At 68.4% G+C, this 14,093-nt stretch carries 11 protein-coding genes; 5 read left to right on the top strand and 6 right to left on the bottom strand.

Annotated elements, in window-relative coordinates; translation table 11 throughout:
- Positions 1 to 201: 201 nt before the first annotated feature.
- Complete coding sequence (locus QSK35_RS36665; RefSeq protein ID WP_285752316.1) at positions 202 to 1,215, bottom strand: LacI family DNA-binding transcriptional regulator; 1,014 nt, start codon at positions 1,213 to 1,215, stop codon at positions 202 to 204.
- 62 nt (positions 1,216 to 1,277) lie between these two features.
- Here QSK35_RS36665 and QSK35_RS36660 point away from each other — a divergent pair, with 62 nt between their 5' ends.
- On the top strand, positions 1,278 to 1,997 hold the full coding sequence (locus QSK35_RS36660; RefSeq protein WP_285752305.1) for an SDR family NAD(P)-dependent oxidoreductase: 720 nt from the start codon (positions 1,278 to 1,280) through the stop codon (positions 1,995 to 1,997).
- A gap of 34 nt (positions 1,998 to 2,031) precedes the next feature.
- On the opposite strand, the gene QSK35_RS36655 is transcribed toward QSK35_RS36660, so the two are convergent.
- On the bottom strand, positions 2,032 to 2,163 hold the full coding sequence (locus tag QSK35_RS36655) for a hypothetical protein (RefSeq protein WP_285752304.1): 132 nt from the start codon (positions 2,161 to 2,163) through the stop codon (positions 2,032 to 2,034).
- 15 nt (positions 2,164 to 2,178) lie between these two features.
- On the bottom strand, positions 2,179 to 2,985 hold the full coding sequence (locus QSK35_RS36650; RefSeq protein ID WP_285752303.1) for an AfsR/SARP family transcriptional regulator: 807 nt from the start codon (positions 2,983 to 2,985) through the stop codon (positions 2,179 to 2,181).
- 190 nt (positions 2,986 to 3,175) lie between these two features.
- Here QSK35_RS36650 and QSK35_RS36645 point away from each other — a divergent pair, with 190 nt between their 5' ends.
- From QSK35_RS36645 to QSK35_RS36635, 3 genes are all read left to right on the top strand, one after another.
- A complete protein-coding gene (locus QSK35_RS36645; RefSeq protein ID WP_285752302.1) occupies positions 3,176 to 4,141 on the top strand; it encodes a UbiA family prenyltransferase in 966 nt (321 codons plus the stop codon).
- A gap of 179 nt (positions 4,142 to 4,320) precedes the next feature.
- Positions 4,321 to 5,280, top strand: a complete 960-nt coding sequence (locus QSK35_RS36640) for a sensor histidine kinase (protein WP_285752301.1) — start codon at positions 4,321 to 4,323, stop codon at positions 5,278 to 5,280.
- On the top strand, positions 5,277 to 5,921 hold the full coding sequence (locus tag QSK35_RS36635; protein ID WP_285752300.1) for a response regulator: 645 nt from the start codon (positions 5,277 to 5,279) through the stop codon (positions 5,919 to 5,921). The genes QSK35_RS36640 and QSK35_RS36635 overlap by 4 nt, the downstream gene beginning before the upstream one ends.
- Here QSK35_RS36635 and aroF read toward each other — a convergent pair.
- Both aroF and QSK35_RS36625 read right to left on the bottom strand, forming a co-directional pair.
- Positions 5,856 to 6,917: a 3-deoxy-7-phosphoheptulonate synthase gene (gene aroF, locus QSK35_RS36630; protein ID WP_285752299.1), complete on the bottom strand. Its 1,062-nt coding sequence runs from the start codon at positions 6,915 to 6,917 to the stop codon at positions 5,856 to 5,858. The genes QSK35_RS36635 and aroF overlap by 66 nt on opposite strands.
- A 96-nt stretch (positions 6,918 to 7,013) precedes the next feature.
- Complete coding sequence (locus QSK35_RS36625) at positions 7,014 to 8,177, bottom strand: condensation domain-containing protein (RefSeq protein ID WP_285752298.1); 1,164 nt, start codon at positions 8,175 to 8,177, stop codon at positions 7,014 to 7,016.
- Positions 8,178 to 8,243: 66 nt separating this feature from the next.
- Between QSK35_RS36625 and QSK35_RS36620 the strand changes: the two genes are divergently transcribed.
- Positions 8,244 to 8,981 carry a thioesterase II family protein gene (locus QSK35_RS36620; protein WP_285752297.1) on the top strand — a complete coding sequence of 246 codons (738 nt, stop codon included), beginning with the start codon at positions 8,244 to 8,246 and terminating at the stop codon, positions 8,979 to 8,981.
- Positions 8,982 to 9,000: 19 nt separating this feature from the next.
- Here the strand turns inward: QSK35_RS36620 and QSK35_RS36615 are convergent, their stop codons facing one another.
- Entirely contained in the window at positions 9,001 to 13,947 is a 4,947-nt protein-coding gene (locus QSK35_RS36615; RefSeq protein WP_285752296.1) for a non-ribosomal peptide synthetase, read from the bottom strand.
- Between the last annotated feature and the right edge of the window lie 146 nt (positions 13,948 to 14,093).

Here is a 14,093-nt window from a genome sequence, read left to right as displayed (position 1 = left end):
GCCGGCAGATCTTGCATCTGCCGGCGGAGCCGGCCCACCACGCCGCGAGGGGCCCCAAGTCAAGCCCCAATCGCACGCGCGAAGCGCGTCCCGGAAGACGCAGCGCCCCACGACACCGGCAGCCGACCAAAGAACGACCACGCACGGAACCGGCGGCCAAAGACAACCCGTACAAGCCACAAACCTGGGAGCGTTCCCAGGTCAGGCAGAGGCGCGATGGACCAGCGACGTGGGCAGCAGGAGCGAAGGCGGCAGATCAGGCTCACCCGCCAGCTCAGCCAACAACCGCCACGTCATCGTGCGACCGAGCTGCTCAACGTCCTGCCGCACAGTCGTGAGCGGCGGCGTAGCCGTAGAAGCAAGAACGGAGTCATCAAACCCAACGATCGCGACATCCGAAGGCACCCGAAGCCCCCGAGCGTGCAGCACCTGCAACGCCCCGAGCGCCATGATGTCCGCAGCCACGAACACAGCGTCGAGCTCAGGCTCCCGCTCAAGCAGCGAAGCCATGGCCCGAGCCCCGCTCTCAGGCGTGAAATCCGCCTCCTGAACGAGGTCATCGGCCAACCGAGCCTCACTCATCGCCCGCCGCCACCCGCTGAGCCGATCCATCCCAACAGCCATATCCCGAGGCCCAGCGATGGTCGCCACCCGCCGCCGCCCGAGCGACACCAGATGCCGCCCAGCTTCCAACCCACCGTTGAAGTTGTCGGCATCCACGAACGGCACGGACCCACCGAGCGGCCGACCGCATGCAACAACAGGCAACCTAATACCGGTGAGCATGGCCACCAGCGGGTCCGCGCCATGCAGGCTGACCAGCAGCGCACCGTCGACGTGACCACCGCTGAGGTAAGCCACGAGGTCAATGTTGTCCGCAGGCTGGCTCATCATCAGCAACAGCTGGATGCGCCGGCCGGTGAGTTCGGCGTGCACCCCGCGCAGCACGCTGGCGAAGAACGGGTCGCTGAGTACGCGGCTGCCCTGTTCGGACACGACCAGTGCGATCGCGTTCGCTCGGTTGCCTGCCAGCGAGCGGGCGGCCTGGTTTGGGCTGTAGCCCAGCTGGGCGATTGCCTCGTGTACCGCGTTGCGGGCTCGCGCGCTGACGTACTGCTCGCCGTTGATCACGCGGGAGACGGTGGACTTGGACACGCCGGCTACGCGCGCTACCTCCTCGATGCGGGGCTTCGCCGTGTCCGTCACACCGCTCATCCTAGGAGCACAGTTTCCGAGATCGCTTTCTGCGGGCCCAGGTTTGTTGATATCAAGCATCCATGACTAGAACAGCTGTGGTGACCGGTGGCGGCACCGGCATTGGGAAAGCGGTTTCCGCACGACTGGTCGAGCAAGGGTTGGACGTCGTGATCACGGGTCGGCGGGCCGGCGTGCTCACCGAGACGGCGGCCGAGATTGGAGCGAGGCCGGTGGTGTTCGACGCCAGTGCGCCGGAGGAGGTGGAGAAGGCGCTGGCCGAGTTGCCGGAGCGCGTCGACGTGCTCGTCAACAACGCGGGCGGCAACATGACCCGGCGGCTGCCCACGCCTGAGGGGCTCGCGGACGTGCGGAACCTCTGGCTGGCCAACTTCGAGTCCAATGTGCTCAGCGCCGTGCTCGTGACGACCGCGCTCGAACCGCGGCTGGCGGACCATGCGCGGGTGATCACGATCGGTTCGATTGCGGCGCGCCGGGGTTCCAGCAGCTACGGGCCGGCCAAGGCGGCGCTCGAAGCGTGGACTGCGGAGTTGGCGTTTCAGCTCGGAGGGCGTGGGATTACTGCGAACGTCGTGTCGCCTGGCGTTACCGAGGAGACCGAGTTCTTCGGCGGGACGTTGTCCGAGGAACGCCGCAAGAAGCTGGTCGGGAACCCGGCCAACGGGCGGGCGGGCACTCCGGCCGATGTCGCCGCGGCGGTGACTTTCCTCGCCGCGGCCGAGGCCGGTCACATCACCGGTCAGGTCATCGGGGTTAACGGCGGCGCGGGGCTCGGTCGCTGACTGGACGGTGGCCGCCACCACCGTCCACATAAGACTATTCTAGGCCGCGCAGGATGTGCGGGTCGTTCTCCATCTCGGCGCCCAGCAGGTGGCCCGACAGCGCCCAGGCCTCCAGATCTGTCATCTGATGCGGGACATCCACAGTGTCCGGTTCCTCGGGTTCCATGGCTTCTCCTCGAGGTCAGGCGACCAGGTGCAGTCGCGTCCGCTCGCGCAGCTCGCCGCGGACGGCGCGCGCGAAGATCCGGTAGGTGGTGTCGGTGGGCTCTACGTCGAGCTCCTCGTGCAGGCGGCGCAGGCAGATGTCGTACCAGAACTGGACCTGGCCCAGCTCGCCCTGCTTGCCGTGCACGACCATCAACGTCTGGTAGAGCTCCTCCTGGTACGGGTCGACCATCAGCAGACGCTGGCACAGCCGCACGACGGCGACGTGGTCGCCGCGCCGCAGCGCGTCCGCGCGCAGGTAGTGCAGGGCGCGCAGGACGAGCGCCTTGCTGCACGCCCGCTGCTCGTCGATCCAGTCGGCGGACTCGACGGCCAGGAAGTCGCCGCAGTACAGGTCTACCGCGCGCGTGTACTCCCGATGTGCGGTGTCGTGGTCGCCCGCGATTTCGGCGGCGCGCGCGGCGTCTATGGCGATCGAGAACTCGTCGAGGTCCAGCCACACGTCGTGGGCCTTGAGCAGGTAACCGTGGTCGCGGTTGACGATTTCGACCGCCGGCGGCCCGGAAACGCGCGGCAGGGACTGCAGCACCTGGCGCACGCCGTGCATGGCGACTTTGAGGGAGCTGCCGGTCGGCGACCATTCCTGCGTCGGCCAGAGCACCTGGTAGAGCTTGTCCCTCGGCACCACGCGGCCTCGGTTGACCAGCAGGTACTGGAACAGGTTGCGCGCCTTGCCCGCCCGCCAGCGCTCGACCGGGCGACCGTCGACCCGCACGGAGAAATCACCGAAGAACCTTGCCGTGACCGTGTTTTCCTGAAGCATTGTCGACGCCTTTCCCCGCAGCTCGGCTTTTGACTCGACAATATGGCGGTCGTCACGGTCCGAACAAGTGGAACGAGCCGGGAAAAGCTGGGATGTCCAGAAGGTCGTAGTCGCACTACCACCTTGGTCGTAGTTCGTTTTGTCAAAGACGTCCCGGGTGGCGCCAGCCGATTCTACCGATAGGCTTCGAGTGTCCAAGAAGGCCTGTATCCAGGGGGTCGGCATGATCTTGGCAGAGAAAACCAGAGTAGCTGAAAGGGTTACGCTCAAACATATTCGGCTGAGTTGGCTGGAAGCACGCCCGGTGGTGCAGGGCATCTTCGCTCTGCGGTTCACCTGTGGTGCGCTGCTCGCCGATTTTCACGCCAATGGAGCAGTTTGGCCGACTGGGTTCGCGGTATTGGCGTGCTGGGTGGCCGCCATGTGGGCTGTGTACGTCATGAACGGCATCGCGGACATCGTCGAGGATCGCGAGAACGGATCGGAGCGGCCGATTGCGTCCGGCCTGCTGCCGGTGCGCGCGGCCGGCGCGATCGTCGGGGTGCTGTGCACGGCGTCGCTCTGCGTCGCCGCGTTGATCTCACCGTGGGTGTGCCTGCTGGTCGTGCTCCAGCTCGGCATCGGGTACGCCTACTCGATGGGACCGTTCCCACTAAAGGGGAATGTGCCGGGATTCTTCGGCGCTGTCGTAATGTTGGGCAGCCTCACCTATCTGGCCGGCTGGACCGCGACGGGCGCCGGCCACATTGGACCGTCGCTGCTCGTGTTCGGGGGAGCGATGTCGCTGTGGATGGGGTGCGGTGGTGCGACAAAGGATCTCTCGGACGTCGACGGGGACCGCGTCGCCGGGCGGCGGACGTTGCCCGTCGTGCTTGGTGACCGCGCCGCGCGCATCATCATGGCCATTGCGGCGAGCGCGGTCGGATGGGGATTTCTCGGCGCCAGTCTGATGTGGGTGCCCGCGCTCGCACCGGTTGGGATGGTCGTGTGCGCGGGTTCGGTGGTCCTCGCAATCGTGGCGGCCGCTCCGATGAGTCACGGGGATCGCTTCCGCCGTCGGCGCCCATACCGAGTCTTCATGATTACGCAGTACTGCGCACATCTGACACTAATGCTCTCCATGATCTTGAATTGGCAATCCGCGATGTTAGTGTGACTAGAGCAGAACGCGATATCACACACCGTGACGAGATGAGCACGGGCTGTTCCGGGGGGAGGGCAGCGGTGACCGACGGTCGATTAACGGGGCGGCGTCCGGGGTTCCGCGCAGAAGTCCATCAAGAAGTAGCCGAAGCGTTTACCGCAAGACTTAGGCGAGAACGCAGTCCGCTCATTGTGCTGCCGGACGTACGCGAGCAGCTGGTCCAGCAGTCGGCGACCGTGCTCTCGGACGTCGCCGCCGCGGTCGCGCATTGTCCGGCCGAGCCGCAGCCCGTGCTGAGCGGCGAGATCGGTGCGAACCGGGCCGGGCACGCCATTCATCCCCTCGAATCGGTGCGCGCCGCCGTCGCGTTGTTCGAGGTCACCCTCCCCGTCGTGGTCGAGGAGCTGCACCGGTCCGGGCACGGCGAACCCGAGGTGCTCGAGGCGAGCCGGGCGCTGCACCGGTCGATCATGGCGCGCATCGCGCAGGGCTCGGTGGCCTACGCGAGCTACCTGCTGAAGAAGGTCAACAGCTCGCATGAGGACGAACGGCACCGCATCGCCCGCGAGCTGCACGACCGGGTCGCGCACTCCGTCGGCAACGCGCTGCAGCATCTGCAGCTGCACGACGTGTACGTGACGCAGGACCCGGACCGGGCGCGGGCGAAGCTCAAGGCCGCGCAGGACGTGCTCAACGACGCGTTCGACGTGATCAGACACCTGGCCACCGAGTTGCGCGAGTCCGCCGCCGAGGCCGGCGGCCTGGAGGTCGCGCTCTGCAACTACCTGGACGCGCACGCGCCGTTCGGCATGACCCACACCGTGACCGTGACGGGCGACGTGACGAACCTGCCGTCCGAGGTCGTCGAGGAGCTGTACCTGGTGCTGCGCGAGGCGGCCCGAAACGCGTTGCTGCACGCCGGCCCGAAACGGGTCGACGTCGAGATCGATGCCACCGGCGGTCAGCTGCAGGCGGTCGTGCGCGACGACGGCTGCGGGTTCGACACCCATAAGCTGGGTCTGGCATCCGGCATCGGGCTCGAGTCGATGCGCGAACGTGTGGAACTGCTCGGCGGCACGCTGTCCGTGACGAGCGTGCTCGGCGAGGGCACCACGGTCACGGTGTCCCTGCCCTGGCTGGACGACGCATGACCGTCCGCATCGTGCTCGCGGACGACCACACCCTGTTCCGCGAGGGTCTGCGCGAACTGCTCTCGACCGACCCCGACTTCGAGGTCGTCGGTGAGGGCTCCAGCGGCGACGAGGCGATCGAGCTCGTCGACCGGCACCACCCCGACGTCGTGCTGCTCGACGTCGAGATGCCCGGTCCGGGCGCCAAGGCCGTGATCCAGCGGCTGCGGGAGTCGCATCCCGACATCAACGTGATCATCCTGACCATGCACGACAGCGCGGGCGTCGTCCGCGATCTGCTGCAGACCGGCGCCGCGGCCTACCTGGTCAAGAACATCGCCCGCGAACAGCTCGTCGCCGCGGTGCGTTCGGTCAGCCGCAACCGCGAGAACGTCGTCCTTTCCATTCCGCGCGAAACCATGGACGCCCTCGAACCGCCCGACGTACGGGAAAGCCCGCTCTCCGCGCGGGAGCTGGACGTGCTGCGGCTGGTGGCGAAGGCGATGAGCAACGCGCAGATCGCGTCGGCGCTGTTCATCAGCGAGGGCACGGTGAAACGGCACCTCACGAACATCTACGCGAAGCTCGACGCCGTGTCACGAGTGGACGCGATCAAGAAGGCCGCCGCCGCGAACCTGATCACCGGTCTCGAACCGCAGTGATCGTCCTGCGGCGGTGCAGGCGTGCACGAGCCGGGACATCAGGTCCGGCAGGTCACCGACCGGCAACGCTTGCGCACCATCGCACAACGCGGCCGCCGGGTCGTGGTGACTTTCAACTATGATCCCGTCCGCCCCGACCGCAGCCGCGGCCAAAGCCAGTGGCACCACCCTGCCACTGGCTCCCGCAGCGTGACTCGGGTCGACGATCACCGGCAGGTGCGTGCGTTCCTTCAGCACCGCGACCGCGCCCAGGTCCAAAGTGAACCGGTAGCTCGACTCGAACGTCCGGATCCCGCGCTCGCACAGCACGACCTGCTCGTTGCCGCCGTCCAGCAGGTACTCCGACGCGAGCAGCGTCTCGTCGACGGACGCGGACAGACCCCGTTTCATCAGCACCGGCACGCGGGTGCGGCCGGCCTCGCGCAGCAGCGTGTAGTTCTGCATGTTGCGTGCGCCGATCTGGATCATGTCGACGTGCTCGGCGACGACCTCGATGTCGCGCACGTCGACCACCTCGGTCACCACCGGCAGGCCGGTCAGCTCGCGTGCCTCGGCGAGCAGCCGCAGGCCCGGCACGCCCAGGCCATGAAAGGAGTACGGCGACGTGCGCGGCTTGAATGCCCCGGCCCGCAACGCGTGCGCCCCGGCGGCCTTGACGGCACCCGCGATGGTCAGCAGCTGGCTGCGGTTCTCCACCGAACACGGGCCCGCGATCACCGTGAAGTCCTCGCCGACGTCGGCGTTGCCGAGGGGGACCGGCGTGGTGCGCGGCCGGCCCTTGAGGCGCGCGGACCGCGGGTAGGCGGCGGGTAGCTTCGCCACGTCCAGGACGCACGGCTCGTCGGCGAGCAGGGCGGCGATCTTCTTGTGGTCACCGGAGAGCGACAGCAGGGCCGGCGTGTGCACGCGCAGCCCGGTACCCGCGAACTGCACGGTGTCGATGATCCGGCGGCGGTCGACGGGCGCGCACGCCTCGCTCAGCATGATGACGATCATGTGGTCAGGCCTTTCAGCAGTTCGATGGCGTCGGACGGGCGTGCCGTGGGCGGGCCGGCGGCCGCGAAGCGCATGTCTCGCTCGGAATGATCCCGCTCATGTGGTCAGGCCTTTCAGCAGTTGGGCGTAGTCCCGCAGCACGCCGTGCGACGCGCCCGACGGGTGGTGCGCCTCGACGACGAGGCCGTCCTCGACCGGCTGCACGTTCACGACCAGCGTGAACTTCGACGTCCGGTACTCCGGTTCGATCACGGGCCCGCGCGGTGAGTCGAGCACGAACATCACGTCGACCAGCGGCGCGGGCGTCAGGTACTCGTTGGGGTACAGGCGTTCCACGAGGTGCTCGAACGGCACGGCCGAGTGGGCGAACGCCTCCAGCGCCATGGTGCGAGCGCGGCCGACGACGTCCTCGACCGAGCCGCGCGTGTTCATCCGCAGCACGATCCGGTTGACGAAGTACCCGATGGTGCGCTCGACCTCCGGTGTGCGGCCGGACACCGACGTGCCGATCGCGATCTCCTTCTGGTCGTGCATCCCGGCGAAGAGCCCGAACAACGTCATGAACGGCGTCGCCTTACACTTTCGGCCCAGCTCGCGCACCGCTTCGGCCGTCTCGCGTGGAATCCGCACTCGTTCCACAGTGGACTGAGACGATGTCCCGTTGCGGATCTCCAGCCCGTCGAGCCGCCGCTCCCAGTACGCGAGCTGGCGGGCGGCTTCCGGTCCGTCGAGCCATTTCCGTTGCCGCGCGGCGTGTTCGTGGTACTGCAGCGTCGGTTCCGGGAGTGCCGAACCGGTGTAGGCACGCATCAGGTCGTCCAGGAAGACGCGCATCGACCAGCCGTCGTTGGCGATGTTGTGCACGTTCACCAGCAGCACGTCGCCGGGTAGCAGCGTGACCCGGATCGGCGGCTCCGCGTCGAGCCGGAACGGCAGCTCGTTGTCCGCACGCAGCGCGGTCTGTACGTCCGCGTCGAGCATCCGCAGCTCCGGGCCGCCGCACGCCGTCTGCCACAGTCCGTCGTCGTCCGCGGAGAAGCACGAGGTCAGCAGCTCGTGCCGGGCGAGCACGGTGTCCAGCGCCCGCCGCAGCCGCGCCACGTCCACGGGTGACGGCAGGCGCACCGCCCACGGCCAGCTGTACGCCGGATCCCGCGGATCCCGCTGGTGCAGCCGCCAGAACCGGAGCTGGCCGGGCGTCGTGGGTTTGCGCGCCGCCAGCAACCGGAGGAGTTCGCGTCGTTCGTCGGACAGAGTCACGCGAGCCAGCGTGTCCGACCGGGGTTCGGCGCGGGTTACGTAACCGGTCCGCGCTACACCCGCACGATGAACGTGTTGACACCGCAGGAGAATCCGGACGCGCCGACGCGCGTCGTCTGCTTTCCCAACGCCGGGTCCGGCGCCGCGAGCTTCCGGGCGTTCGCGCCGCTGCTCGCACCGCACGCCGAGCTGGTGATCGTGCGGCTGCCCGGCCGCGAGGCGCGGATCGCCGAACCACCGCACCGCAAGCTGGCCGAGCTCGTGCCCGCGGTCGCCGAGGAGCTGGCCGACACCCTCGACGTCGGCGAGCGCCGGCTCGTGTTCTTCGGGCACAGCATGGGCGCGCTGGTGGCGTTCGAGCTGGCCAGACACCTGCGCCGCACCGCGCGACGGCTGCCCGACCGGTTGATCGTCTCCGGGCGGCCCGCGCCGCACGTGCCGTATCCGCCGGGCTACGAGTTCGTGCACGACCTGCCGTGGGAGCGGTTGGTCGAACGGTTGCGCGGCTACAGCGGCACGCCCGAGGCGCTGCTGGCCGATCCCGAGCTGCTGGAGATGTTCCTGCCGACGTTGCGCGCGGACTTCGAGGTCGTCGAGACCTACCGGTACTCGCCACAACCACCGCTGCCGTGCGGGATCGCGGCGTACGGCGGCCTGACCGACGACGAGGTGCCGTCCGCGACGCTGGCGGCCTGGGCGGACCACACGAGCGGTCCGTTCCGGCTGCGGCTGTTCGACGGCGGGCACTTCTACCTCGACGGTCAGCGAGGCGAAGTCGCGAAAGCGGTCCTCACCGACATGTGAGGACCGCCTGCGAGAGGGTTCAGTTCCCGGCGACGGGAACGCCTTCCTCCTCCAGTTCGGCCAGATCCGCGATCGCCTGTGCGAAATCGACGATCCGCGGGTCGGTGGCCAGCGTGGCCGCGATCTGCGCGCACGTCGGCGTGGTGAACACGTCCCGCACGGACAGCGCCGAGTCGAACGTCTCGTTGAGCTTGCTCGCGAACCGCGTCCCGGTCAGCGAGTCGCCGCCCAGCTGGAAGAAGTTGTCGTGCGGGCCGACCGCCTCGAGCTCCAGCACCTCGGCGCACACACCGGTCACCAGCGCCTCCAACGGACCGCACATCGAATCGACGGACGTCTCGACCACTCCGGCCATCGACGTGAGCGCGAGCCGGTCGACCTTTCCGTTGCCGGTCAAGGGGAACTCGTCGAGCGCGCGGATGTCCTGCGGCACCATGTACGCGGGCAGGTGCTCGCGAAGGAAGTCACCGATCTCGGCCGACCCGACCACGAAGCAGACCAGGCGACGAGCGCCACTGGCCGAGTCCGGGGCGACCACGACGCACGACTGCACGTCCGGGTGACGTTCGGCGGTCGACTCGATCTCGCCGAGCTCGATGCGGTGCCCGTTGACCTGCACCTGGAAGTCGTCGCGGCCGAGGATCTCGATGTTGCCGTCCGGCAGGTACCGGCCGAGGTCGCCGGTCGCGTAGACCCGTTCGCCGGTGGACGGCAGGCGGAAGAACTTCTCCCTGGTCCGCTCGTCGTCGCGCCAGTAGCCGTGCGCGAGGCCGACGTCGCTGCCGACCACGATCTGGCCGGGCACCCACGTCGGGCGGTCCTGCCAGCGCTGGTCGAGCACGTGGTAGCGGTGGTTGGTCATGGGCTTGCCGTACGGGATGGACGTCCAGTCCGGCGAGACCTCGCCGATGGGGTTGACCACCGACCAGCAGATCGTCTCGGTCGGGCCGCCGGAACCGATCACCCGCACGTCCGGTGCCAACGAACGCAGGCGGTCCGGGAGCGTCAACGGGATCCAGTCGCCGGCCATGACGACCGTGCGCAGCGAGTCGAGATCACCGGGCGAGGCGTTGTCCGCCAACAGTTCCACGAGCGCCGGCACCGAGTTCCAGAACGTGACGCCGTGCCGCCGCACCAGGTCCAGCCAGTGCGCGGGGTCGGGGCGTTCGTTCTGCTCCGGCACGACCGCGCAGCCACCCGCGGCGAGCACGCCGAACAGGTCGTACACGGACAGGTCGAAGTGCAGCCCGGAGATCGCGAACGCACGGTCGTCCGGTCCGACGCCGAGCCGGTTGTTGATGTCGGACAACATGTTCACGACGCCGAGGTGGTCGACCATGACCCCCTTGGGCCTGCCGGTCGAGCCGGACGTATAGATCACGTAGGCGAGATCGGTGTTCTGCTGGACGCTCTCCAGCTTCTCGTCCGGGACCTCGTCGAAATCGTGGATCGTGAACGCGTCCGGGATGTCGCGCCGGCCCGGCTGGGTCAGCACGAACCGCACCTCGCCGTCCTGGAGCAGGAAGCGCAGTCGTTCGTCCGGCACGGTCGGGTCGATCGGCAGATAGGCAGCTCCGGACGCCAGCACGCCGTATGCGGCCGCGTACTGCTCCCAGCCCTTCTCCATCACGACGGCGACCAGCTCGTTCGGCTGGGCACCGGCCTCCCGCAGGCCACGGCCGATCCGGTTCGCGTATCCGCGCAGTTCGTTGAACGTGAGCGTGCCGTCGGTCGCGATCACGGCGGGCGCTTCGGACTCGGGCAGCAGTTCGTGCAGGAGTTTCGAAGGCACCTCGGCGGCCGTGCGGTTCACCTCGGCGCGCAAGGCCAGCTGTTCCGCGGGCACGAGCTGCGGCTGCTCGACGTGCCACTGCGCCTCGTCGTGGATCAACCGCTCGATCAACCGCACGTAGGCGCTGAACATCGCGTCGATCAGACCCTCGGGGAACATCGCGTCCAGGAAGTCCCACTTGAAGTGCAGGATCCCGTCGATCTCGCGGATCTGGAAGTCCAGCAGCACCTGCGGTGTCTGGGAGATGCCGTGGGTCTCGCGGCCCAGCGCGGAGACCTGGCGGCGCGGCGGGTGGCCGAGCAGGCTCGTGACGACGATCGGCATGGCCGGCCGCAGCCCGGCGAACTGCTGCTGCCGCAACAGTTCCCGCAGCACCTGCACGCCGTTGAAGTGCCGGTGCTCCAGGTCGCTCCACATCTGTTCCTGGATGTCCTTGGCGCGTTCGGCGAACGTGCCGTCGGTCTTCTCGACCGCGACGAGCAGCGTGTTGGTGAAGTCGCCGAGCAGCCGGTCGATGTTCTCGTGCATCGGCAGCCGGTCGAAGATCGGGAAGTTGATCGTGAAGCGGTCGTTCTTGCACCACGTCCGCAGCACCTCGGCGAACGCCGCGACGAGGATGCCGGACGGCGTGACGCCCGCCTTCTTCGCGCGCTCCTTCAACGTGTTCCACTCGCCGGGCAGCACGTCGTGGGCGCGCCGGTCGAACTTGACCTCGCCCTTCGGGTTCGTGACCAGCGGCAGGTCCGGCGCGGCGGGCAGGTTCGGCACGCGCGACACCCAGTACTCGCGCGACCTGCGGTAGGCCTCGGAGTTCTGCAGCGCCGCCTTCGACTGCAGCACGTAGTCGCGGAAGGTGATGTCCAACGGCGGCAGCTCGGCGTCCGGGTCCTCGTACAGCTCGATCAGGTCGGGGAAGAGCACCTGGAACGCGCTCCACGCGTCCATGATCAGCAGGTCGATGCCGAAGTGCAGGCGCACCTTGTCGCCGGGCAGCAGGCTGAGCCGGATGTCGTAGAGCGGCCACCGGTCGGAGTCGATGACCTGGTGCGACATCTCCTCGCGGGTGGCGAGCGCCTGTGCCTCGGCGTCGTCGGCGTCGCGCAGGTCGGTCACGCGGATGTCGTCGCCATCCGTCACCGGAAGCACCTTCTGCGTGCCGTCGGGCAGCACGATCGCGCGCAGCATGTCGTGCCGCTGCACCAGCTTGCGCCACGCGGCCTGGAACCGGTCGACGTCGAGCCCGTCGCGTTCCCACTCGAAGTAGCCGTGACAGCCGACGTTGCCGAAGTCGACCGCGTCGCCGCGGCCGATCCACAGCGCCTGCTGCGTCTCGGTGAGCGGGAACGGCTCGTAGCGGTTGCCGTCCGCGGTGATCACCGGGAACTCCTCGGGCGGCACGCCGGTCTCCACCTTGCGGGCCAGCTGCGCGACGCTGGGGTTCTCCACCAGGACGGTCAGGCCCAGTTCGACGTTGAGCTCCTCGGTGATCCGCGTGAGGAGCCGGATGGCGCTGAGCGAATCGCCGCCGAGGTCGAAGAAGTTGTCCAGCACACCGATCTCGTCGATCGCGAGGACGTCGCTCCACAGGTTCGTCAGTACCCGCTCGCGGTCGTCGCGCGGTTCCACGAACTCGACGTCGAGGTCGGGCCGTGTGCGCGGCGGCGCCGGCAGGGCGGCGCGGTCGATCTTGCCGTTCGCGGAGATCGGCATGTCGTCGACGACCACCAGCACGGCCGGGACCATGAAATGCGGCAGCTGTTGCTTGAGTGCGCGGCGCACCGCGTTGAGCAGCGGCGGCGCCGTCTTGTCGGCCTCGATGTACCCGATGAGCCGGCGTTCGCCCTCCACGTGCTCCTGCGCGGTGACGGCGCACTGCTTCACGCCGGGCTGCTGGGACAGCACGGACTCCACCTCGCCGAGGTGCACGCGGTAACCGCGGATCTTCACCTCGTTGTCCGTGCGGCCGACGACCTCGATGGTCCCGTCCGGCCACCGCCGGGCGACGTCACCGGTCCGGTACAGCACCGGGTTCGGGTCGTCTTCGAGCGGGTTCTCCAGAAACTTCTCGTCGTTGGCCTCGGGCCGGTTCAGGTAGCCCTGCGACAGGCTCGCGCCGGACACGAAGAGCTCGCCGGGAGTGCCGGTGTCGACGGGCTGGAACTCGTCGTTCAACACGTGGACCCGCACGCCCGGCACGGGTTGCCCGACCGGGGGCGCGCGGTGTGCCTTCTCGTCCTCGGTGAGGGTGCGGCCGATGGCGGACAGGTTGCAGGTCGTCACGACCGTCGCCTCGGATGAGCCGTAGACGTTGACGACCTCGAACGGCAGGTGGTCCGGAGGCCACGACCTGAGGCGTTCACCCGCGATGCGGACGTTGCGCAGCTTCGCGCGCGGCGGCCAGGCGAGGTTCCACGTGCGTTCCGCGGTGGCGGTGAGCAGCAACGCGTGGGTGATCTCCTCCTCCACCAGCCAGTCCTTGAGGGCGTCGGCCTTCGCGGCGATGTCGGACTCGGGGATGCACACCGTGCCGCCCGCGGCGAGGATCGGGAAGCAGTCGACCTCGACCAGGCCGGCGCCGGGGGAGGAGAGCCAGGTCCCGCGGATGCCTTCCGTCATACCGCATTGGTCGATCAGGGTTTTCACGAGCGTCCTGAGTGGACCGTGGCGGAGCAGGACCGCCTTGGGCACACCGGTGGAGCCCGACGTGTAGGCGACGTGGCAGACCGTGTCGTCGTCAACGGTTACCTCGGGATCGACCTCAGGGGCGTTGCGCCACTCGTCGCCGTCGGTCAGCACAACGGGGAAGTCCCGGTCGAGCGAGATGCGGTCGAGCAGCTCGTCGCGGGTGACGAGCGCGACGGCCTCGGCGTTGTCGAGCATGAACGCCAGCCGCGCCTCGGGGTACTCGGGGTCCAGCAGCACGACGGCAGCGCCCAGCTTGAAGATCGCCAGCTGCGCCACCAGGCTCGCGGTGCTGCGCTCCAGGCACAGGCCCACCCGGTCGCCCGCCGTGACACCGAGCCCGCGCAGGTGCTGCGCGAGCCGGTTGGCGAACCCGTCGAGGTGCGCGAAGTCCAGCTCGGCTTTCTGTCCGGCCCTGGTCTGCTCGACGGCGATCGCGCGGGGATCGCGGCGGGCCGCCTGCGCCACGAGCTCGTGGAAGTACTCCTGCACGACGAATCCACCCTTTCCGCACACGGATACCAGTGCGGCGCAACGTAAGCGCCCCGAGTTAGGGGTTGGTTATGGGCCGTTATGGCCACCTTCGCGGACTTGAGGTCCGTCATGGTGGCCATAACGGTCCATAACTCATGGCTAAC

This window comes from Lentzea sp. NBRC 105346 (assembly GCF_030269605.1).
Taxonomy (GTDB): domain Bacteria; phylum Actinomycetota; class Actinomycetes; order Mycobacteriales; family Pseudonocardiaceae; genus Lentzea.
This window is presented reverse-complemented; position numbering and strand designations above follow the sequence as displayed.

Coding starts and splice junctions, on each gene's coding strand:
- QSK35_RS36665 (WP_285752316.1), bottom strand. CDS start 1,215: ATGAGCGGTGTGACGGACACGGCGAAGCCCCGCATCGAGGAGGTAGCG.
- QSK35_RS36660 (WP_285752305.1), top strand. CDS start 1,278: ATGACTAGAACAGCTGTGGTGACCGGTGGCGGCACCGGCATTGGGAAA.
- QSK35_RS36655 (WP_285752304.1), bottom strand. CDS start 2,163: ATGGAACCCGAGGAACCGGACACTGTGGATGTCCCGCATCAGATGACA.
- QSK35_RS36650 (WP_285752303.1), bottom strand. CDS start 2,985: ATGCTTCAGGAAAACACGGTCACGGCAAGGTTCTTCGGTGATTTCTCC.
- QSK35_RS36635 (WP_285752300.1), top strand. CDS start 5,277: ATGACCGTCCGCATCGTGCTCGCGGACGACCACACCCTGTTCCGCGAG.
- aroF (WP_285752299.1), bottom strand. CDS start 6,917: ATGATCGTCATCATGCTGAGCGAGGCGTGCGCGCCCGTCGACCGCCGC.
- QSK35_RS36620 (WP_285752297.1), top strand. CDS start 8,244: ATGAACGTGTTGACACCGCAGGAGAATCCGGACGCGCCGACGCGCGTC.